Source organism: Leptodesmis sp. (genome assembly GCF_052746595.1).
The window spans coordinates 1-21,554 of record NZ_JBRAGO010000078.1 but is presented as its reverse complement, the minus strand read 5'-3'; the positions used below and the strand labels follow the sequence as shown (position 1 = coordinate 21,554).

25 protein-coding genes and 1 pseudogene are annotated in these 21,554 nt (G+C 48.6%); 18 read left to right on the top strand and 8 right to left on the bottom strand.

All coding sequences use genetic code 11. The features are described from left to right. Positions 1-838: class II fructose-bisphosphate aldolase (locus tag ACUVQO_RS16470; protein WP_445926937.1), on the top strand; the 838-nt coding region annotated here is incomplete at its 5' end. A gap of 116 nt (positions 839-954) precedes the next feature. Here the strand turns inward: ACUVQO_RS16470 and ACUVQO_RS16465 are convergent. Then, a complete protein-coding gene (locus ACUVQO_RS16465; RefSeq protein ID WP_445926936.1) occupies positions 955-1,191 on the bottom strand; it encodes a hypothetical protein in 237 nt (78 codons plus the stop codon). A gap of 101 nt (positions 1,192-1,292) precedes the next feature. Between ACUVQO_RS16465 and ACUVQO_RS16460 the strand changes: the two genes are divergently transcribed. The 6 genes from ACUVQO_RS16460 (at position 1,293) to ACUVQO_RS16435 (ending at position 5,903) form a co-directional block, all read left to right on the top strand. Then, positions 1,293-1,460: a hypothetical protein gene (locus ACUVQO_RS16460; RefSeq protein WP_445926935.1), complete on the top strand. Its 168-nt coding sequence runs from the start codon at positions 1,293-1,295 to the stop codon at positions 1,458-1,460. Between the two features lie 44 nt (positions 1,461-1,504). Next, positions 1,505-2,953 carry a glutamate--tRNA ligase gene (gene gltX, locus ACUVQO_RS16455; RefSeq protein ID WP_445926934.1) on the top strand — a complete coding sequence of 483 codons (1,449 nt, stop codon included), beginning with the start codon at positions 1,505-1,507 and terminating at the stop codon, positions 2,951-2,953. Positions 2,954-3,022: 69 nt separating this feature from the next. Then, positions 3,023-3,640, top strand: a complete 618-nt coding sequence (locus tag ACUVQO_RS16450; protein WP_445926933.1) for a DNA-3-methyladenine glycosylase — start codon at positions 3,023-3,025, stop codon at positions 3,638-3,640. Positions 3,641-3,844: 204 nt separating this feature from the next. Further along, positions 3,845-5,335, top strand: a complete 1,491-nt coding sequence (locus ACUVQO_RS16445; RefSeq protein ID WP_445926932.1) for an MBOAT family O-acyltransferase — start codon at positions 3,845-3,847, stop codon at positions 5,333-5,335. Positions 5,336-5,389: 54 nt separating this feature from the next. Beyond that, positions 5,390-5,758 carry a hypothetical protein gene (locus ACUVQO_RS16440; RefSeq protein ID WP_445926931.1) on the top strand — a complete coding sequence of 123 codons (369 nt, stop codon included), beginning with the start codon at positions 5,390-5,392 and terminating at the stop codon, positions 5,756-5,758. Between the two features lie 19 nt (positions 5,759-5,777). Next, entirely contained in the window at positions 5,778-5,903 is a 126-nt protein-coding gene (locus ACUVQO_RS16435) for a hypothetical protein (RefSeq protein ID WP_445926930.1), read from the top strand. Positions 5,904-5,926: 23 nt separating this feature from the next. On the opposite strand, the gene aroC is transcribed toward ACUVQO_RS16435, so the two are convergent. The 4 genes from aroC to petB all read right to left on the bottom strand — a co-directional run bounded on the left by aroC (position 5,927) and on the right by petB (position 9,006). After that, positions 5,927-7,015 (bottom strand): chorismate synthase, encoded by a 1,089-nt coding sequence (gene aroC / locus ACUVQO_RS16430; RefSeq protein WP_445926929.1) that lies wholly within the window; start codon positions 7,013-7,015, stop codon positions 5,927-5,929. A 73-nt stretch (positions 7,016-7,088) separates the two neighbouring features. Continuing rightward, a complete protein-coding gene (locus ACUVQO_RS16425) occupies positions 7,089-7,469 on the bottom strand; it encodes a hypothetical protein (protein WP_445926928.1) in 381 nt (126 codons plus the stop codon). Between the two features lie 270 nt (positions 7,470-7,739). Further along, positions 7,740-8,222: a cytochrome b6-f complex subunit IV gene (gene petD / locus ACUVQO_RS16420; protein ID WP_445926927.1), complete on the bottom strand. Its 483-nt coding sequence runs from the start codon at positions 8,220-8,222 to the stop codon at positions 7,740-7,742. Between the two features lie 115 nt (positions 8,223-8,337). After that, positions 8,338-9,006: a cytochrome b6 gene (petB, locus tag ACUVQO_RS16415; protein WP_445926926.1), complete on the bottom strand. Its 669-nt coding sequence runs from the start codon at positions 9,004-9,006 to the stop codon at positions 8,338-8,340. A 281-nt stretch (positions 9,007-9,287) separates the two neighbouring features. Here petB and ctpA point away from each other — a divergent pair, with 281 nt between their 5' ends. Together ctpA and ACUVQO_RS16405 are read left to right on the top strand one after the other, a co-directional pair. Further along, positions 9,288-10,544, top strand: a complete 1,257-nt coding sequence (gene ctpA, locus ACUVQO_RS16410; protein ID WP_445926925.1) for a carboxyl-terminal processing protease CtpA — start codon at positions 9,288-9,290, stop codon at positions 10,542-10,544. Further along, entirely contained in the window at positions 10,534-11,796 is a 1,263-nt protein-coding gene (locus ACUVQO_RS16405; protein WP_445926924.1) for an HD domain-containing protein, read from the top strand. The genes ctpA and ACUVQO_RS16405 overlap by 11 nt, the downstream gene beginning before the upstream one ends. 184 nt (positions 11,797-11,980) lie before the next feature. On the opposite strand, the gene ACUVQO_RS16400 is transcribed toward ACUVQO_RS16405, so the two are convergent. The 3 genes and pseudogenes from ACUVQO_RS16400 to ACUVQO_RS16390 all read right to left on the bottom strand — a co-directional run. Next, on the bottom strand, positions 11,981-12,166 hold the full coding sequence (locus ACUVQO_RS16400; protein WP_445926923.1) for a hypothetical protein: 186 nt from the start codon (positions 12,164-12,166) through the stop codon (positions 11,981-11,983). 12 nt (positions 12,167-12,178) lie between these two features. Beyond that, positions 12,179-12,394 carry a tyrosine-type recombinase/integrase gene (locus ACUVQO_RS16395; protein ID WP_445926938.1) on the bottom strand — a complete coding sequence of 72 codons (216 nt, stop codon included), beginning with the start codon at positions 12,392-12,394 and terminating at the stop codon, positions 12,179-12,181. Positions 12,395-12,454: 60 nt separating this feature from the next. Continuing rightward, positions 12,455-12,715: pseudogene (locus ACUVQO_RS16390) on the bottom strand (phage integrase N-terminal SAM-like domain-containing protein); the annotation flags it as partial. 342 nt (positions 12,716-13,057) lie between these two features. Between ACUVQO_RS16390 and ACUVQO_RS16385 the strand changes: the two are divergent. The 9 genes from ACUVQO_RS16385 to ACUVQO_RS16345 all read left to right on the top strand — a co-directional run bounded on the left by ACUVQO_RS16385 (position 13,058) and on the right by ACUVQO_RS16345 (position 21,320). Next, positions 13,058-13,510: a hypothetical protein gene (locus ACUVQO_RS16385; protein WP_445926922.1), complete on the top strand. Its 453-nt coding sequence runs from the start codon at positions 13,058-13,060 to the stop codon at positions 13,508-13,510. Positions 13,511-13,721: 211 nt separating this feature from the next. After that, complete coding sequence (locus ACUVQO_RS16380; protein WP_445926921.1) at positions 13,722-14,186, top strand: hypothetical protein; 465 nt, start codon at positions 13,722-13,724, stop codon at positions 14,184-14,186. A gap of 30 nt (positions 14,187-14,216) precedes the next feature. After that, entirely contained in the window at positions 14,217-14,435 is a 219-nt protein-coding gene (locus tag ACUVQO_RS16375; RefSeq protein WP_445926920.1) for a hypothetical protein, read from the top strand. After that, the gene (locus ACUVQO_RS16370) at positions 14,432-14,701 is read left to right on the top strand and encodes a type II toxin-antitoxin system RelE family toxin (RefSeq protein WP_445926919.1); all 270 of its coding nucleotides are present in this window, start codon (positions 14,432-14,434) and stop codon (positions 14,699-14,701) included. Before ACUVQO_RS16375 ends, ACUVQO_RS16370 begins: the two co-directional genes overlap by 4 nt. Positions 14,702-15,188: 487 nt before the next feature. Continuing rightward, entirely contained in the window at positions 15,189-16,247 is a 1,059-nt protein-coding gene (locus tag ACUVQO_RS16365; protein ID WP_445926918.1) for an endonuclease domain-containing protein, read from the top strand. Between the two features lie 9 nt (positions 16,248-16,256). Continuing rightward, positions 16,257-16,883 (top strand): hypothetical protein, encoded by a 627-nt coding sequence (locus tag ACUVQO_RS16360; RefSeq protein ID WP_445926917.1) that lies wholly within the window; start codon positions 16,257-16,259, stop codon positions 16,881-16,883. 707 nt (positions 16,884-17,590) lie between these two features. After that, positions 17,591-20,119 carry an ATP-binding protein gene (locus ACUVQO_RS16355; protein WP_445926916.1) on the top strand — a complete coding sequence of 843 codons (2,529 nt, stop codon included), beginning with the start codon at positions 17,591-17,593 and terminating at the stop codon, positions 20,117-20,119. Between the two features lie 330 nt (positions 20,120-20,449). After that, positions 20,450-20,701: a DUF2283 domain-containing protein gene (locus ACUVQO_RS16350; RefSeq protein WP_445926915.1), complete on the top strand. Its 252-nt coding sequence runs from the start codon at positions 20,450-20,452 to the stop codon at positions 20,699-20,701. Between the two features lie 169 nt (positions 20,702-20,870). After that, positions 20,871-21,320, top strand: a complete 450-nt coding sequence (locus ACUVQO_RS16345) for a hypothetical protein (protein WP_445926914.1) — start codon at positions 20,871-20,873, stop codon at positions 21,318-21,320. Positions 21,321-21,554 lie beyond the last annotated feature (234 nt).

The following is a 21,554-nucleotide window of genomic DNA, read 5'->3' as shown; positions in this document are numbered from 1 at the left end:
TGTGTACAACCTGGAAGGGGTAAAAGCGGTGATCAGCGCGGCGGTAGACAACAACAGTCCAGCAATGTTGCAACTGCATCCCAGTGCCCTGAGATATGGAGGCGATCCTCTGGTGGCTATGTGTTTGCAAGCAGCCAGAGATGCGCGAGTGCCGATCTCGGTTCACCTGGATCACAGCACTTCAGCCAAGGACATTCGCACAGCTCTGGAAGTGGGAATGAACTCCATCATGGCCAACGGCTCTCACCTGCCCTATGAGGAAAACATGGCCTTTACCCGTGACATGACTCGCTTAGCTCATGCCAAAGGAGCAATCGTAGAAGCCGAAATTGGTCGCATCAGTGGCACGGAAGATGGGCTGACGATTGCCGAAAAGGAAGCCAAGATGACCGACCCCGATCAGGCCGTGGAATTTGTGAAAGCGACCCAGGTAGATGCCCTCGCGGTGACGATCGGCAATGTTCACGGGGAATACAAAAGCCCACCTCGCCTGGACTTTCCCCGCCTCAAACGAATTCGCCAGCTAATCCCTATCCCCCTTATACTGCATGGCGCATCCGGCCTTCCTGAACCGATGATCAGCCAGTCGATCCACCTGGGAGTCTGCAAATCTAACGTCAATACCGAGGTGCGGCAGGCATACATTCAGGCTCTGCAGGAGGAGATATGTCGCAATGAACCGGCAGATTTGTTAGATGGTATGAGTGGCACGATCGCGGCTATGAAAGAGGTGATCACCGCTAAACTGCGCCTCTTTGGTTCCGTCAACAAAGCTCATTTGCACCAATCCCCCTATGCTCAAATGCTGGCCGATCGCTTTTCGGCCAAACGATCTTAGGAGGAGCCATACACAATTCAATGCCATATCGAGCTGAGATTGCCACAACATAGCTGATGCTCTATCGCCTATGATGAGCGTCAGGTATATCACTTCTCATGGCACACAGCCTCTCCTCACCCCTTCATCCCCTTCGCCTCCAGCCAATCCTGGGTCATTTCGCGGTGAAAGTCAGCCACGTCAGAAGGCAGGTCTGGATGAAGAGGCAGCATCACCTTCTTGTACAGCTTCTTGTACTTCCGGCACGCTTTGACCAGAGCTTTCAAATTCTTTTCCGTAGGAGTCCAGGTATAAGCTCTGGCCGCTTTGGTTACGGACAGGTTAGCCTCTCCCAGTTTGTCTTCTAGTGTCATAGACTATGCTGAAGTAGGCTCCTACGGTATCACAGGCAGCATAAATTTCTGGGTATCTTCAGATAAAGTAACAAAACTGACGCAGGGAATTATTAACGAATATGGCAACCGCATCGAACCGCAAACTGGATACCTTCGCTGTGCTTGCTTCTCTGACCGTACCGATTTTTGAGACTCCTAAAAAGTTATTCCCGCAATGGGTAGAAGTCAACGGCAAAATGGAATGCTGCTGGGTAGAAATTGAGAACGGAGCGCGATCGAGCCGTTAGGTTTAGAATGGGGGATGAACAAAAATTCATAATTCCCTGGCTCTATGTCTGTTCGTGTTCGTATTGCGCCCAGTCCTACGGGCAATCTCCATATTGGCACTGCCCGGACTGCCGTTTTTAACTGGTTATTTGCCCGTCATCACGGCGGCACCTTCGTATTGCGAATTGAGGATACAGATCTGGAGCGATCGCGCCCAGAGTTCACCCAGAACATTCTGGACGGACTGAAATGGCTGGGCCTGACCTGGGATGAAGGCCCCTTCTTCCAGACCCAGCGGCTGGACTTATACCGCCGAAAGATTCAGGAATTACTAGACCAAGGGCTGGCCTACCGCGCCTACGAAACACCGGAAGAACTGGAAGCCATGCGGGAAGCCCAGAAAGCCAGGGGAGAAGCCCCCCGTTACAATAACGGCCACCGCCATCTGACTCCAGAACAGCGCGCTGCCTATGAAGCCGAAGGCCGAACAGCCGTGATTCGCTTCAAGATCGATGACGACCGCGAAATTACATGGACTGATCTGGTACGGGGAAAAATCACCTGGAAAGGCAAGGATCTAGGGGGCGATATGGTAATTGCCCGTGCTGCCACCGCGACAGACATTGGGCAACCCCTCTATAACTTCGTGGTGGTGGTAGATGACATCGACATGGCAATCACCCACATCATCCGGGGTGAGGATCACATTGGCAATACTCCCAAACAAATCCTGCTTTATGAAGCCTTAGCGGCTCCGGTGCCTGAATTTGGCCACACACCGCTGATTCTCAACCAGCAGGGAGCCAAATTATCCAAACGGGACGGTGTGACTTCCATCTCCGATTTTCAGAAGATGGGCTATGTCGCTCCTGCTCTTGCCAACTACATGACCTTGTTGGGCTGGACTCCTCCCGATGCCACCCAGGAAATCTTTACCCTGGAAGAAGCGGCCAAACAGTTCAGTTTTGATCGCGTCAACAAAGCCGGAGCCAAATTTGATTGGGATAAACTCAACTGGCTGAACAGTCAATACCTCCATGCCATGTCCGCCAGCGCCTTAACCGATTTGCTGATTCCCTACTGGCAGGCAGCGGGCTATGAAGTCGATTGGATCGCCAAACGTCCCTGGCTGGAACAAATCAGCGCTCTGATTGGTCCTAGTCTGACCCGGTTAGATGAGGCCGTCCCCATGACCCGCTATCTCTTTACACAGGATGTGGGCTTTAGCGAAGAGGCCACCAGGAAGTTGCAGCAGGATGGATCAGCGGCGATCGTTGAAGCCATCTCTACGGCCCTTTGCCAGTCGCCTAATCTGACTGAAACTAGCGCTCAAAGTCTGATTAAGCAGGTGGCTACTGATTTAGGTCGCAAGGAAGGCCAACTCAAACCCATCCTGCGAGTGGCTCTCACGGGAGAAACCAAAGGCCCTGATTTAATCCAATCCTGGCTGTTGCTGCATCAACAGGGATGGGATCAGAGTCGTCTGCAGAGGGCACTGGCGATCGCCCAATAACTGAAGCGGCTGAGAATCTTGGAGTCTCAAAGATTTTGGGGTTCTTAATGAAGGCCTTGTGCTGGAGCTATGGCATTTCTACATCCCTCACCTTATATTGAGCCTCAATGGTTAAGCCGTCCTTCGCTGGAGGTAGCTCCCGATTTAATTGGTTGTGCCTTGGTCAGACAACTGCCTGATGGGACGATCATCCGGGGACTGATTGTGGAAACAGAAGCCTATACACCGGATGATCCGGCCTGTCATGCCTATCGCCGTCGCACTCCACGAAACTCGGTGATGTTTGGGCCTGCAGGAGTATCCTATGTCTACCTGATTTATGGAATCTACCATTGTCTAAATGTGGTCACGGATCTAGACGGTTTGCCCAGTGCGGTTCTGATTCGAGCGCTCCAGCTAGAAGACATTCCTCCCTGGATTGCACCGCCAGAGAAAGTAAAGCTGCATCGGCTGGCGGCTGGCCCTGGAAAACTGTGTCAGACCCTGAAGATCGATCGCTCCCTCAACGGCATCCCCCTGCAACCGGACTCTCCATTGTGGCTGGAACATCGCTGTGATCGTGTGCAACGGCAGCTAGATACCGACCAATTAACCCTGACTCAAACCACTCGCATCGGTCTCACCCAGGGAGTGGAACTTCCCTGGCGCTGGTACTTAACCAAATGTCCCGCCGTCTCAAGAAAGTAAAAGTAAATGTAATGACGCAGGAGGTTATTCCCATTCGGTTTAGTGCGTTACGCTAACCCCAACAGCACCCTACGGGTACTCTTAACTATTCCCTTCTACCTTCAAAAATAGGAAGAAAAAGCGATCGCTGAGCCAAGTTTCACTATAATGTCCGCCATTGATTTGGAATCTCCGATTCGATCGCTGGAGTGACGCGGTTAAGCGATGACTTTTATTTCCCTCACTTACTTCCTGTTCCTGGTCAGCCTCCTGGTGGCCTACTGGTCTGTGGAACAGCCCAAACTCAGGCTGATTTTGTTACTGGCTGCAAGTTTGGTATTCTACGCCTCCTTCCAGGTGCAATACATTCCCCTGCTGTTGGCCGCCACCTGGATTAATTTTCGAATTGGGCAGGCGTTGTCTACTCCGCCCGATTGGCGTATTGATGACTGGCAATTCGCCCAGCAAGACTGGAATCAGCGACGACTGAAATTGCTGTGGTTCGGGATCGGCCTGAATGTCCTGCTGTTATTTGGCTTCAAATACATTCCTTTCACCCTGACCACGATCGCTCAAATCTTTGGCTGGTCTGCCGCTCAAACTGCAGCCCAATGGACAGGTCAGAGTTTAATTGCCCCGATAGGCATCAGCTTCTTTAGCTTTGAATGTATTGCCTATCTGGTAGATGTTTACCGGGGAGCACCTGCCGCTCAACAATTGCTTTCGTTTGCGACCTACAAACTATTTTTTGCCAAGTTGCTGTCTGGGCCAATTACCCGTTACCACACGATGGCAGCTCAGATGCAGCAACAACAGCGCCCTCCCCTTGATCGCATGGCCGAGGGATTGTGGCTGATTGCCAGTGGCGCGATTAAGAAAGGACTGCTAGCTGATAACATTGGCATTCTGGTGGATCTCAGCCTGCAAAACCTGCAACGGGCTGGCAGTGTAGATCTCTGGCTGGCGACGTTTGCTTACGGGCTGCAGCTTTACCTGGATTTTAGTGGCTATGTCGATATGGCTCGCGGGACTGCCGTATTGCTGGGCTTCAATTTGCCACAAAACTTTGATTTTCCCTATTTCACAACTAGCATTGCCGAGTTCTGGCGACGCTGGCATATCACCCTGGGAGATTGGCTCCGCAACTATCTCTACTTCCCGTTAGGTGGCTCACGGCAGGGATTGGTTCGTACCTGCTTAAACCTGATGATTGTCATGGCGATCGCTGGGATCTGGCATGGAGCCGCCTGGGGGTTTGTAGTCTGGGGGATACTGCACGGACTGGCACTGGTGATTCATCGCCTCACTGATACCCTTTCCAGGCAACACGAGGGACTGAAGCGCTTCTGGCAAAATCCGGCTGGGGTACTGATCGCCTGGGTGCTGACCCAATTGATGGTATTTGTCGCCTGGATCTTCTTCCGCCTGCCCAACCTGAAAGACTCCTGGCTGGTGATGCAACGTTTCTTTGGTCATCCCGCCGACGCTCAGTTTGCTCAAAAGGTTTATGTAGAGGCGATCGGCCTGCAACCCCTACAAATTTTTCTACTGCTCTGGTTATTGGTTGGGGTGATGGCGATCGCCTACTTCTTCGAGCGGGGTCTGAAGCTGCAACTCAATTGGAATGTCAAACTGATGCTCGTTCCTGCCTGCCTGTTTGCCGTTTGGCTACTCGCCCCGCAGGGGTCACTACCCTATATTTACTTTGATTTTTAGCAAATCGAAGGGTTGGAGGCTGAATAGGAATTTTTATGACTTAAAGAGAAAATTATGATAAAAATATTGCTTTCGCTGTCTCTGGTTACTACTTTCCTCGTAAGCTGTACTGCTCAGACCGTTACTTCACCTACTCCCAGTAAACCTGTAACGCCTCAACCAGCAGTCAGTCCATCCCCGACAGCCAATATTCAAGTCGAAGAATTCACGTTGGATGAAGTTGGTGCACGGGGATGTGGGATGCACCTGTGGAAAGCCGATCGCAAAAGCAGCGATCACTTCGTTTTCTTCAAGTTCTTCAAGGGACTCAACCCAGACTCCATGACAATGCGTATTAATGGACAAGTTGTTAAATTTACGCGCACAGCAGGAACCGGAGATGAGTTCTATGGACAGCAGACCTCTCAAACTTTTTCGAAGTGAAGATGGCTCTATTTCCGTAGTGGTAGCTGTTGACCGGGGAGCAAAGAAAGACCCAGAAGTCATACCGATCGATAAGGGAACTATCCGGATCTTGAAAAATGGCCAGGAGGTGACGATTCCGGTGGCGGGGGATGCTGGCTGTTAATCCGCAACGTCAGTTCGACTTCCCTAGAAGAGACTGCACTGCCCTTGTTGCCTCAGTAAATGATCACACAGCACCAGCGCCACCATCGCTTCCACCATCGGGACAGCTCTAGGTAAGACACAGGGATCGTGGCGGCCCTTGGCGGCCAAAGTCACAGCATCCCCTTCCCGAGTCACGGTTTTTTGTTCCTTGCGAATTGTGGCTGTGGGTTTGAAAGCAATCCGGATCAGGATGTTTTCTCCATTGGAGATGCCTCCTTGAATACCCCCCGATCGATTCGTGACTGTCCGAATGTTCCCCTGGTCGTCGGTGTAGAATTCGTCATTGTGTTCACTGCCACTCATCAGGGTTCCAGCAAACCCAGAGCCAACTTCAAAACCTTTGGTGGCCGGGAGAGACATCACCGCTTTCGCCAGATCCGCTTCCAGCTTGTCGAATACGGGCATGCCTAATCCCCTGGGCACTCGACGGGCTACGCATTCCACCACACCTCCCAGAGAATCTCCCTGATTGCGGTATTGCTCAATCAGGTCAATCATGCGTTCTGCGGTTTCCCGATCGGGACAGCGCACAATGTTGCTTTCCACCTGATTTAAAGTGACAGTCTCTGGATCGATCACACCCTCTAGATCCTTGATCCGCTTCACGTAGGCGATAATTTCGACTCCGGCAACCTGGCGCAGAATTTTTTTGGCGATCGCCCCTGCTGCCACCCGACCGATCGTTTCCCGCGCTGACGAGCGTCCGCCTCCCTGATAGTTGCGAATCCCGTACTTGGCATCGTAGGTGGCATCAGCATGAGAGGGGCGATACTTAACGGCCATTTCGTCGTAGTCCTGCGATCGCTGGTCTTTATTGCGCACCAGAATGGAAATAGGAGTTCCTAGGGTAAGACCCTCAAACACACCAGAGAGAATTTCGCAGCGATCGTCCTCTTTACGGGGGGTAGTAATCTTGCTTTGACCGGGACGGCGGCGGTCTAGCTCAAACTGAATTTCTTCCTCGGTAATCTCCAGTCGTGGGGGACACCCATCAATGACCACACCAACTCCGCCACCGTGGGATTCCCCAAAGGTGGTAATGCGAAATAAATGCCCAAACGTATTACCCATGATCTCTAGGACTGACGAGCTTTCGATTGTACCTGAAAAATGTTCCTTCCTGGGATACAGAGAAAGCTAGGCTTTAATCTTCTATCTGGCGGGCCGGTACCTCGACCGCACTCACATCAATGGTTCCAGGGGGTACCATGCGATTAAAGTGGCCATGCTCTACCTTTAACGGCTCGCCGCAACTGGGACATTGAAATTCTGTTTGGTTTAGTCCTACAAATTCGAAGTTACAGACCGGGCAGTGGGACTGTACTAAATTGCGTTTCAGCCACCAGCGAAATCCTAAAAAAGCCAGGATGGGAGCCAGGAGAATCAGACAAAACAGAATCAACAGGGATTTCACCAGCCAACCTAAACCAATCGCCCCTAATACCCATGCCAGAATAATCAAGGGAAGCAGGCGACCAATTCCGGCCATGCCCAGTTGCATTGTCTTAAGGCTGTCCTGATTCACAGCAATCTCCCGTAAATCTTTTTTTGATTACTTCTATCCTAATCAGCCAGGTAAAACTTCACAAATCAGGGAATTTCCCAAATCCGGAGGGATATCTTCACTTCTCAAGAATGGCATGTCCTAGAGGCATTCCGGCGAAACGTCTCTACCAACAAAAACAGCAGATTTGAAACACCACCTGAAAAAATAACACCTGCTAAACCATCCAATCGTTCAGAGATGCTTGGAGAATTTAGCAGGTGTAGAGAGAGTTTAACCAACCACTTGGGCTTAGAACAAGCCGAGGGTCAAAGCCTTACTGATGGGGAAAGTGGCACCAATACCGAGGTACAGAGTCACAAGGGTACCGAACAAGAAGATGGTGGTAGCAACTGGACGGCGGAAGGGGTTTTGAAACTTGTTCACACTTTCGACAAAGGGAACAATGATCAATCCCAGGGGCACGGAAGCCATCAGCACAACACCCAGCAACTTGTTGGGCACCAGGCGCAGGATATTAAATACCGGATAGAGGTACCACTCCGGTAAAATTTCCAGGGGAGTTGCAAAAGGATTGGCAGGCTCACCTACCATTGCCGGATCGAGAACGGCCAGCCCTACACAGAGAGCGATCGTCCCCAGAATTACGATCGGGAAAGTATAAAGCAGGTCGTTAGGCCATGCAGGCTCACCATAATAGTTGTGCCCCATACCCTTCGCCAGCTTTGCACGTAGTGTAGGGTCAGCCAGATCTGGTTTCTTCAGGGTTGCCATAATTAAGACGCACTCCTAAGGCGATAAAGTCGGCAGGTTTGGATAATCAGGCTATCAAGAATCCGTCTAATGTCACTATGACAGAGGTTGCAGGCAACATCTAGTCAGGCGGACATTAGAGCGGGCCGGAAATACCCTGCTTACGGATCATCAGGAAGTGCAATAGCATGAACACTGCGATCAGCCAGGGTAAAACAAAGGTATGAGCACTATAATAACGGGTTAGTGTGGCCTGTCCAACGCTGGAACCACCCCGCAACAGGTCAGCAATTAGGGCTCCAACGACTGGAATTGCTTCAGGGACACCCGAAACAATCTTAACAGCCCAATATCCCACCTGATCCCAGGGGAGTGAGTAGCCTGTGACCCCAAAGGACACGGTAATGACGGCCAGAACCACACCCGTCACCCAGGTCAACTCCCGGGGCTTTTTGAAACCGCCAGTCAGGTAAACCCGGAAGACGTGCAGAATCATCATCAGCACCATCATGCTGGCAGACCAGCGGTGGATGGAGCGGATCAACCATCCAAAGTTAACTTCCGTCATAATGTATTGCACAGACTGGAAGGCTTCAGTAACGGTAGGTCTGTAATAAAACGTCATTGCAAATCCAGTGGCAAACTGGATCAGGAAACAAACAAGAGTAATTCCACCCAGACAGTAAAAGATATTGACATGGGGAGGAACATATTTACTGCTGATATCGTCAGCGATCGCCTGAATCTCTAGTCTTTCCTGAAACCATTGGAAAGCTTTTGATTCGGTTACCTGCTTAGTGAACATGAAGGAAAATTCCCAAATATGTATTGCTGTTCATAAAAAATGTAACACAGACGCAGGGCCGTTTTCACAGGGAAAATTGTTTGTCAGGTAGAGACGTTTCGGCAAAACGTCTCTACGATTGATCCAGTTGCATACTCCCTGAAAAATCTTTAAGCTAGGACTGGGCTTTGCTTATGGATAGCTAATCCCTACAGTGGCAAACCCATTGTTGTGTAAAGAAGATTTGTTGCGTAAACAAGATTCGTAGAGATATATTTCCGGATTTTAAGGTTTAAGTTTTTATGGGAAAGCGGTTTTTCTGGGCTAGGAGACTGTTCCTGCTACTGTTGCTGATTGTCACTGTTTGTTGTTCGGCAACTCCAGCGATCGCGCTCACCGATGAGCAACGCTTAGTGGCAGAAGCCTGGAGATTAGTTGATCGCGCCTATGTCGATGATAGTTTTAACCATCAGAACTGGTGGCTAGTACGGCAAAAAGCGCTGAAGCAACCGTTGACCGATCGCGAACAGACCTACACCGCAATTCAACAAATGCTGGCCAGCCTGGAGGATCCCTTTACCCGATTGCTGAAGCCAGAGCAATATCGCAGTTTGCAAACCAATACCTCTGGTGAATTGACTGGGGTCGGTTTACAAATTGCCCTGGACTCAGCTACTGGCACCCTGAAAGTGATTGCCCCGATCGCCAATTCTCCAGCCGATAAAGCCGGAATTCATCCTGCAGATGCCATCTTAAAGATTGACGGTGTGCCAACCATAGGGTTGAGTCTGGATGAAGCAGCAGAACGGATGCGTGGTCCGATTGGCAGTCGAGTTCGTTTAACTGTGCGGCATGACGATGGTGAGCCTACCGAACTCGATGTTGTCCGCGATCGGATTGCTCTCAATCCCGTTTATGCTGACCTCCGCATAGCATCCGGTAAAACGGCCAGCGGCTCTGCTACCAAAATTGGCTACATCCGCCTGAGTCAGTTTAATGCCAATGCTACCGCTGAAGTCGCCAATGCAATTAAGCGATTAGAAAAGCAGGGAGCCGAAAGTTATATCTTGGATCTCCGCAGTAATCCAGGGGGTTTGCTCCAGGCTGGAATTGAAGTGGCCCGTCTGTGGTTGGATCAGGGGACAATTGTCTACACCGTAAATCGTCAGGGCATTGAGGGGAGTTTTGAAGCGACAGGACAGGCACTCACAAAGGATCCTCTTGTTGTGCTGGTGAATCAGGGAACGGCCAGTGCCAGTGAAATTCTTGCAGGTGCTCTGAAGGATAATCACCGTGCCACAATTGTAGGAGAGCGAACCTTTGGCAAGGGTTTGATTCAGTCCCTGTTTGATTTATCTGATGGCTCCGGGCTGGCTGTTACGGTAGCGAAGTACGAAACCCCTGCCCATATTGATATCAATAAACAGGGAATTAAGCCGGATGTAACGGTATCGCTCGATCCCATTGCTATGACTCAACTGGGAACAACCGCCGATCGCCAGTATGAGGCCGCGGTGGAGCTATTAGCCACACAATCCATGGTTGCTGGTGCTGCCTAATTCTGAACGAATCTATCATGACCCCCTGCACGGCGCGATCGCGCTGAATCCCAGCGACCCAGATGAAAATCTACTGATTCAGTTGATCGATACGCCTGCCTTCCAACGTCTGCGCCGCATCCGGCAGTTAGGCCCAGCCAGTGTTACCTTTCATGGGGCAGAATCTTCCCGGTTTACTCATTCGCTTGGGGTGATGGCAATCGCTCGACAGTCCTTCGATCGTATCTGCAAAGCCTATCCCCAACTGCATCCCTATCGTCCGGTGGTTCTCTGTGCTGCGCTGTTACACGATTTGGGACATGGCCCCTTCAGTCATACGGCTGAGGAGATTTTCGGTTGTCACCACGAACTTTGGACAGAGCGGGTGTTGCAGGAATCGGAAGTCGTGCGTCAGCTACTGGATGCCTTCGACCCCCATCTGCTGGAACAAATTCTGCAAGTTTATCAAAAAAAGCATCCAGTGCCGCTGGTCTGGCAACTTGTTTCTAGCCAGTTAGACTGCGATCGCCTGGATTATCTGATGCGAGACAGCTACTTTACGGGAGCCAGTTACGGCAAAATCGATCTTGATCGCATCCTGATAGCGCTTGGTTATGATCCGGTGTCTCAACAATTGGTGGTGGCCCGCAAGGGAATGGCGGCTGTGGAACATTACCTGATCGTGCGGTATTTCATGTATGCCCAGGTCTATAATCATCCCAAAAACATCGCCGCCACCTGGATCCTGGAACAGGCATTCAATCGAGCACGATCGCTATTGCAACAGGGTGAGCTATGGGCAGACGACACCGTTACCGCCTGGTTAAGTCAGGACTGCGATCGCCTGTCTCTGCAAGATTACCTGATGGCGGACGATCATGTCTTTGCCTATCATCTACAACGCTGGCAACAGCATCCCGATCCTGTGTTAGCCGAGATGAGCCGCCGCTTTGTCGATCGCGACCTGTTCAAATGCCTGGATGTCACCCATTTAAATCAAGCGCAAAGAGCCACCTTACTCAGCAAAACCCATCACTGGCTCACCCAGGCTGGATTTAATGCCTCCTATTACAGCGGTATCCGCATCTCTTTTAGTCGGGGCTATACCCTTTATCAAAAAGGAATCAAAATTCAAACCCCTTCCTGCTTGGAGGAAATCAGCGACCTCTCTCCCCTGGTACAAACCCTCACCCAACCTTATGAACGTGCCTGGTTAATTTATCCTCGTGAGATTGAACAATTCTTACAGACCATTCAGTCAACTCTATGTTGATCGATCCCCTGAGATTAACCTCAGGACTGAACCTATTGGCTTCAGAACTCATTTATTGCATTTCTGCCATATCAAAGGAGCGTGGTAAAAACATGGCGGCGCGATCGTCAGGTGAGAGGGTAGCACTAATGGAATTCATTGATATAGCAGGTGAAGCACCCGTAGAAACAATGAATTGAATGTGCTAAAGATTACCTCTATACGTAAAGGGCTGTGACTCCTCACCCCAAAGCCCAAAGGAGGGAAAGACGAACTGCCAAATCCATTCCCGGTCAGCATTGGGATATTTGCGATCGAGGGCAAAGGGCAGGTATACAGAGCCATATCCGGCCTCCAGATCTAACTGATGGAGCCGCTTAACCCCCTGCAAATGCTGCTTCAGTCACTCAATTAAGCACTCAGGTAATGTCGTGATCCGGCTTTCTGCCCCTTTAGTGTCGCGGATGAGAATTTGCTGCTGAGCAAAATCCAAATCTTTCACCCGCAGTCGTAACCCCTCTGTCAACCGCAAACCACTGCCATAGAGCACCTGGATTACCAGGCGATAAACCCCGGATAACTGCTCAATCACCGCCAGCACTTCCTCCCTGGTCAGCACCGTTGGTAAATAGCGGGAACGCTTTGCCCTCAAAGCGTCTAGCGGCTCTTCAAACGGCTGGTTTAGAACGTAGCGATATAAGAACAGCAGGGCACTGAGCGCCTGATTTTGGGTAGAGGCCGCCACCTGTTCCTCGATCGCCAGATGACTGAGAAACGCTTCCATTTAGGCTTTGCCCATATCTCTGGGATGCCGTTTGTTGTGGAAGAGAATGTAACGCCGAATCCAATAGACGTAACTTTCCTCCGTTCGATAGGAATAGTGCTTAATGCGAATTGCCTCCCGAACCTGATCCAGGAGTTTTTTGGGTGGTGCTGCCATTGGTAGATACTCAGGAATTACCGAAGTGAATGCGTATTAAATAGTACATCTGTCTTTGGGGTGGTTTCTTAAGCTTTACAGAAGTTTTAACCTCTACCTGTCTGGCAGAGCTATTGTATGGATAGCATCTGTCTAAACCCCGATTTCGGGATCATAGGCAGACGGAATCGGTCTAACCATCCAAATCAGGGGGATAGGCAGACAAGATCTGTCTAACCACCCCGGTTGGGATCATAGGCAGATGCCAGTCAGTCTAAACACCTGTCTGGCAAACTTACAGTTGCGGCTTTCTACGGTCATCCAGGCGTTTTCGCATATCCTTCGCATGAATCAATTAGAAGATTGCAATCCGAAGGTTATGAAGCAAAGATGCTGCCAGGAATTTCTGCTGAAGACTGTATGTTTGCAGATTTTGGAATTGATCCAGCAGTGGGGGGAATGCAAACTTATGAGGCGACTGACTTCCTTATTAATGGACCAATAATTGATAATTCAACACAGTTGGTCATATGGCAAATAGGCACCCTTGGTGACCTGACCTATCACTGTAATAAGTATGACACAAGTGCTATGCCACTATTGGTTGAGCGGTTGGCCTACTTCTTTCCACGTTCTCATCTAGTAACCGTATACGAAGCACCTATGTTTCCTGGCGTTGAACCTATGATTGCGCGTATACCCCTGTACTCCCTTAGTAGCTTTCCGATAACTGCTGCCATGACATTGTATATATCTCCCGCTCGTCTCCGGACACCAGATCCAGAGTTGGCAAACCGTTTCTATCGCATGTATTAAGAAAGACAGTATTTATAGCTTTCCAAGTTTTTATAAGCTGGAAAATTAAGAAAAACGCCTAACAACGCCCATGCACGCCGACCGCCGAGAGTTGATCGGTTGGGATGCAAAGGTTATCTGCGGCGGGTGATGGGCAACGTTATGCCGCTCAGTTCTTGATGGGGGCGAAGCCAAAAGATAATTTGTTGGTGTTCAAGGTAAATAGACGAACTTGCAAAACCTGAAGTGGACAAAGAATATAAAACCAGCAGGACAAGAACCGTGGGCTTACCAGTCGTTTAAAATTGGGGATCTATTCAAGTTAGCTTGGAAAGATGATGAAGGTAATGCTAGCAAACCTCAACGAGCTGATCTAATTTTGCTTAGACAAGGTGATTATGTTACACATCTTGTAGAAATACTCGATGAGAAACCGGGGCGTGAAAAATGGCAAGGTGATTTCAATATCTACCGAATCGTTGAAGTGCTTTGGGTAATTGATTGGAACAATCTCCCTAATTCTGCAAAATCGGATGAAGTGTTTGGTTACCCAGTTAAGCTTCAGGGTGGCGACGTGATGTTTCTGGAAACGATGCCCACTTTTCAGCAACAGTGGCAAAATCAGGGTGGTTTGCCTGCATTTCAAGAGCGTGTTTGGGCTATGCTCAATCTACCTGAGAGCAGCGATAATGGATAGGGTAAGTATGAAGTGCTGAGTGAAGTAGCGATGACTGAGTTGCTTGAGCGTGCGATCGCCAGGTTACAAGCCTTACCTGAAAGTGAGCAGGATGCGATCGCTGCAATGATTTTGGAGGAAATAGAGGACGATCGGCGTTGGGATGAATCATTTTCCCGATCACCAAATATTCTTGCAAAACTGGCTGCTTCTGCAATGGCTGAGTACCGTGCAGGTCAAACTCAAGAACTTGACCCAGAGGCGCTGTGAAATCGCGCACCACTATCGAGTTTCGTAAATTGTTTGCAAGTCTACCTGAGCAGGTTCAAGAGCAAACTCGTGCAGCCTATCGTCAGTTCAAAGAAGACCCCAATTATCCAAGCCTTCGTTTCAAGAAGGTGCATCCAGAGTTACCGATTTACTCTGCCCGTATTAGTAGAAACTATCGTGCTGTCGGTCAGTTGGATGGAGACACGGTAATTTGGTTTTGGGTTGGTTCACACGCAGATTACGACAGGTTGTTAGAGCAGATGTAACAGCACGGCATAACAATTCAAATGCAGCGGACAGACCGCAATGCTTTCTGCTTCGTTTATAGTTCTTTGCTGCCGCTGATTTGAGTCGTTATGCTGCTGGAATCCTTGGTGGAGGCATTAACCTGAAAGCTTAGCTAATAGAGTTTGAATTGGGAGCATGTCACCTTTGCAGATGCATAAACTTGGAATCAGAGTGTTCGTGACTGAGAGGCTTGTAAGTAGGGTCTTTTAGTCGTAAGTATAAATACTCAATTGCAAAAGTGAAATACTCCCGTTTGAATTTGCCTATCAAAACAAAGTTGACAGACTAGAGGTGCTAGTTCAGAAGCTGAAACCTCCGAAAGTTCATAAAATTAATTTCCCTTTTTACGAGGTATAAGTTTTCAAAACTAAGTAGGCAGGTGACTTTCATCATCTACGGGTGAAGGGTGGAAATTGCTCAGGGATATGCTGGAGGATAACAGTCTGATTTCTACGAGGAAATCCCATGTTGAGCAAGTACCTCACTCAAATTCGAGGAGGCGAGGTTAAAACATTTCTCTGTACTGATGTGATTGAAGCAATATCCCAACTTGAACTGCACGAGGTAGACAGTTCCATTGATGGGAAAGTAGTTGTTCAAACTTGGGAGAAACTCCCTGAACATGAGGCGCTTCTAGAAGAAATTCTCCATGTTCTGGCAAAAGTTGCGCTTGCTATCTGGCCGATGTGGTATGGGCAGAAAGTCGCCTTTTGTTTCTCGGAGGAAAGGCCCCTCGAAGATGCCCTTCTGAATCAGTTCAAGCTTCGAGAACTTCAGGCAACTCGACAAGATGTTTGTCTTCCGTGGCTGAAGGCTGCTGTGAGTGTTTGCCAGGCTGGAAAATTGCCGGTGTTCCAGCATTTTTCCAGAACCGTTCAGGTCTCTCAGCTTGCATTAGCGATCTCCCCAAGCGATCTTGTGATTGTTTTAGCCCTCTGCGATCTCCACCCCCTACAATACCGGCTGTTGAGTCTGGCAAAAGCCTCGACCTGGCTTGCCCAGGAAACCCAAGCCCGTGTTGTCGTCCTGGTCCCAGCGGAACTCGCAGCGCAACAGGAATTGGATTCTATTCTGTACGGAGCCATCTCATTTCCTATTTTGGTGCCGCAGACAGTTGCCCGACCAATAGAGGAAGAATCTAAGCATGTCATCTGGCCTATCCGGGGAAAGCCTCACCCTTTTAGTCCGGGTGAGCAACTTCTGGCGAGAAAATTGTCACAAGACACTGAGTTAGCCAACCTGTTTTTATTCAATCAGAGTGTAAAAACATCTCGTGGCAAATGGTATTTGGTTGATTTATTGTGGCTAGAAGGTAAGGTAGTGGTTGAGATCGATGGATATCGGCATCATGGTAACTCTTTTGCCTTTGTTGAGGATCGGCACCGGGATTATGAATTACTCATTAGCGGGTATGTGGTTCTCAGGCTGCCCCATGATGAAGTCGTCAACGATGTCGAGATTGCAGTCGAAAAAATCCGTGACGTGGTGAAGTTTCGTCACAGTCAACGGTTGATCATAAAGTGAGGTGTGGGCATGAGTTTCCAACCAACTCCTAAACAAGCACTGGTAATGTGGAGCCTATTGATTACGGGGGATGAACCAGCCATCTCCAACGTGAAACCTAAATTGAAACCTGCTGAGCGTAAACCCTTGATCGACTTTGGACTGATTGAACTGGTAAAACGAGGTCGTTCAACCCACATTGTGCTGACGGACAAAGCTTGGGGCTGGGCAGCAGACCACTTTGAAGTGGAGTTATCAAAATCCAGTTGTGCGGCACTGATTCTTCAAGAATTACTGAAAAAACTGGGCAACTATTTGAACCATCACAAGATTCCGCCTGTAGAATTCCTGGTGCATGAGAATACAACTATTGAACATTCAGAAAGTGGTGCCGCCGTACTTTCTGATCTGGAGGCAAAGATTTGTGAAGCTTATCTAAAAGCTTCTGGCGGAAAATACAACGTTAGGGTGCGGCTATCACAGTTGCGTCAACTGCTCCGAGCAGAAGTGGATAAAGTTCTCATTCAAATGGATCTTGCACGAAAGATTACGCTGATGCACTTAGATGATCCGCAAGAAATTCGTCCAGAGGATGAGCAATATGCTGTAAACATTGGGGGACAGAAGAACCACATTATTTACATGAGGGAATGGTAGTCATGATTAATCAAGAGCAGGAGGCTGTGCTGTCTCTACTGAAAGCGGTTAATTTTGACTGGGTCATGCACATGAAAAGTGTGTGGCGTGATTCTGAATATGATGTTGCAGATTTACACCGGGAGCAACGAACCAGAATCATTCATGAGCTTGAGCAAATTAAAGCAACTGGAGACTCTAATTCTCCACTAGGTATGGTGTTAGTTGGGGAAGGAGGGGTAGGGAAAACCCATCTTCTGAGCGCAATTAGGCGTTATTCTCTATCTCAGGGATTTGGGTTCATTTTAGTGGATATGACAGATGTCCACGACTTCTGGAAAACAGTTGTACAAGGATATGTGAGTTCCTTACAGGAATCGATAGCAGACGGAGTGCTACAGTTTCAACGGTTAATTGAGTTTCTTATTTGCTATACAAACGTTCAAGTTTCAATCAAACAATTGACTCAAGCAGATGCCTCTCAGTTAAAACAATATATAAATTCAATTCTCTCAGCCTTAGCTCGAAAGGATAGAGCGGCAACCATAAAATTTCGGGATATTGTTCGGGCTTTATTTTTATTAAACTCTGACGACATTAGTATTCAAGGTACTGGTTATAACTGGCTTCAGGGACTTGGAGTAGAAGAAGAAGATAGATACAGTTTTGGGTTCAGCGTAACCGCAGCCCCCCATCCGAGTGAGATTGTGGAAGGACTTTCCTGGCTGATGAGTCTTCAAGGTCCATCCGTTTTAGCATTCGATCAGTTAGATTCCATTGTGACTCAACATCACTTTGCAGCGGGTTCAGTAGAGTATGCTGAACTCTCGGATGAACAGCGGGTTTCGAGAGCGATTATTGAGGGAATTGGTGGAGGGTTTGCAGCCCTGCGGGACAAAACTGCTCGCACACTGATTCTTGTGTCCTGTCTGGAGGCAACATGGGAAATTCTGAGAACCAAAGCAGTAAGTACTTTTCAGGCTCGTTTCCATCAACTGCCACTTGTCCTGGGTAGAGTTCGAGATGCTAGTGTTGCTGAACAGATTGTTGCTTCGCGTTTGCGCAAGATTTATGAGAGCATGAATTTCTCGCCCCCCTACCCAACATGGCCGTTCACCCAGGCATTTTTTGAAGCAGCAAGACAACAGTCTCCTAGACAAATTCTTAAACGGTGCGATGCCCACCGTAACAAGTGTTTAGCTGAAAAAGAAATTACAGAACTATCTTCATTCGACGGTGATAAACCACTGCCGTTGCGCCCTCTCCTGGATCAACTGGATCGAGATTTTGCAGAATTGAGAGAGCAGTTGAGAGAACAGAGTCATGTAACTAGCATTTTAGAAGAGGGTAATGAGGATACAATTCTGGCTACTTTATTACAAACTGCTGGTGAATGTTTGATTCAGGAAAATCCAACAGTAGACAATGTAGATGTAGCTGTAGAAACAGACTTCCCAGGAGGGCATAGTTACCCCATTTTGCATACAAGGGTGCGGTTAATTTTTCGTGATGAAGGCGATCGCGAACAACACCTTTGCTTACGGGCATTGCAGCGAACCAATGCCAAAGCTTATCAGACACGGATCAAAGCAGCGATGACGGCATCAGGCATCGATCGCTCCCTCAGTTTTCGCCGATTAATCATTGTCCGAACCCGTGAGATTCCGGGTGGAGCCATGACCCAAAAGTTGACCAAGCAGTTTGAGCAAGCGGGTGGATTGTTTGCCCATCCTACAGAGGATGAATTACTGACCCTTCTGGCATTGCAGCAACTTCAGAAGAAGAAAGATCACAAACTTGATGCCTGGTTGCGTGATCGCCGCCCGGTTTCCCAACTTCCCTGCATGCAGGATGCTGTAACTTGGTTATTTGGGGATGTAGCCAGTAAAGGCACAGGCGAGAACCTCTCTCAGTCTGGCGGCAGCAGTGCTCCTTCCGCAGAAGTGAAAAAAACTCCTACTAAACCAGAAGTACCTGGATATACCCAGCCGATTGGGGCACTTCAATTGCCGATCGGAGCGCGAATGGTAGATCAGCAGACGAAAGAAACCATTGCTATTCAAGTTCAGGATTTGACGAAACATACTGTAATTGTGGCGGGTAGTGGATCTGGTAAAACGGTGCTGGTGCGGCGATTGGTTGAAGAAGCCGTATTGCTAGGAATTCCCGCGATTGTGATTGACTGCGCCAATGACTTAGCTCGGATGGGCGATCGCTGGCCTACTCCGCCAGAGGTATGGTCTCAAGAAGACAAGCAAAAAGCAGACCTCTACCATCAGAAAAGCCAGGTCGTTGTCTGGACTCCTGGGCGTGAAGCAGGTAACCCCTTGAATCTGGAACCGTTACCAGATTTAGCCGCAGTCGCAAATGATCTAGAAGAACTGGATCAGGTGACTGACATGGCTCGTGATTTCCTTCAAGAAATTGTTGCTCCTGGCAAAGCTCAGGCATCGGATTTGAAAAGAGGAATTTTGAAAGCCGCTCTTTTATATTTCGCCCAAAATGGGGGTGGGCGTTTACCGGACTTGATTAAACTCCTTTCGGATCTGCCACTAGAGGCGGGCGGTGGGCTTGCAGATGCAGGCAAAAAGGCTCGAGCGATGGCGGATAGTCTCAGAGCCGAAATGCTGAATAATCCGCTTCTTCGTCAAGGAGGTGCAGCCCTAGACCCTGCGATTCTTTTTGGACTGGATCAGTCTTCTGAAAAAACTCGTATCTCAATTCTCAACTTCGTTGGTTTACCTAGTATTGGAGCACAGCAACAATTTCTGAATCAACTCTTTATGACCCTGTTTACCTGGATCAAGAAAAATCCTGCTCCAACCGATAAACCCATCAGAGGGTTACTGGTAATCGATGAAGCGAAGGATTTTGTGCCTTCCACTGGGTCTACCCCCTGCAAAGCTAGCCTCAGCCGCCTGGTTGCTCAGGCCCGTAAATATGGTCTCGGACTCATCTTTGCCACCCAGGCACCTAAGAGTATCGATCACAACATCATTGCCAATTGCTCAACCCAGTTTTATGGACGAGCCAACTCCCCTGCCGCGATCGATGTGATTCAAGAGCAACTGCGTCAACGGGGTAGCAGCGGAAAAGATATTGCCAGACTCGAAAGAGGACAGTTTTATGTAGTCTCAGAAAGCCTGACAACTCCGACTAAAATCCTGACTCCGCTCTGCCTGTCTCACCATCCCCCCACTCCTCTGGACGAGGTAGAAGTTTTAAATCGAGCAAGGGCTTCTCACATTACCAAATAGGTAAGTACGCCAGTCGGGTGAGTACATGTTGAAACTTGCAACGGAACCAGATATATCCTTGGCTTAAGTGTAAATGAAGTTTGAAATCTTCACACCAATTGGGTTTACAGTCAGAACTTCCGAGAGCTACTGGCAAAGGTTGATGTCAAGCATCTTGATATGGAAGGACTGGAGAATTTAGTTCGGCAAGCGTTGATATCTCCCGATGAGATTCGCCGCAGTAGTCGAGATGAAGGTGTGTTGCTATTTTACTTGGCTCGACAAGAGAAATAGAGATGGGTTCTTGATTACTGCTTATCAAACAGATGCTATAAAAGAAGGTGAATCAATATGGCACAGGTAAAAGTTTTCTACGAGCCAGAAACTGAATTATTGACAGTGTTCTGGCAACCTTCCAGAAAAGAGCAAATTAGTACTGAGCTAGGTGATGGGGTTATTCTCATCAAAGACTCTAACACTGGTGAACCAATTGGTGTAGAAATTCTCTCTTATCACCCTGGAGATAATCGCTTTGACACTGTAAGTGTTGAATTGGGGCAGTTTAGCCTGACGGACTCGCAACGCAGCATAACAAATCGCTAAACTGGAACGGATTTATAGATTGTCTGGTTAATTGCAAAGTATATCTCCGTCCGGTTAGCTCAATCGTTAGACCGCAAGATCTCGGCGGGGAGGTGGTTAGGAGAATTTTTATGGGGTCTGATGCTCAAGTAACCAGCATTTCGTAGGTAGAATAATTGAATTTAGTCGTTTGGAGTACATCAAAAACGTCAATGACGATAACGATTGGGCCTACAAGCAATACCCAGTGGGAGCTTATTTCCCCTTGAGCTTCAAAAAGGGAGAAGGTGTAGAAAACCATGCATTGAACTTACCTAAAGGGGCACTCATCATCCTGTCTCAGAAACCACCCACAAAAAGTGGGCGTTACTTAACTCATGTAGTTGAACTATCCAATGAAGGTGATGAAGATAAGCCCCAATGGAATTCCGATGATATGTGGGGGATTTTTCGATGGGTAAAGGTTCATTGGGTCGCCAATTTCCATGATCCCAGTAATATCCCCGTTGACAGAAACACAATGCAAGTGGACTGGGGTTGGCAGGATACAAAAGCAAAATTGCTAAGCAGTCCAAACTTGATGTCTCAATGGACCAGCATTGAGAATTTGAGGGCGCACTTGGAAGGGGTATTTAACTGAACGCCAAGCAAGATAAATTTTGTTGCGATTGCATAGCATCAAACTTAGGTGAAACTCAATGGCAAGCAAAACTGTTTTTACACAAGTGAAGACCACGCAATCTTTAGAGCAAGTCACCGACGCAGTTGTGATTGCGCTGCGTAGATTAGGTGGGAAAGTTTTTCCTGGAGGTAGCACCATAGAGGTTGTTGATGGGAATGCAGGAGTGTCCTGTGCAGTTGTCGCTAAGTTTCA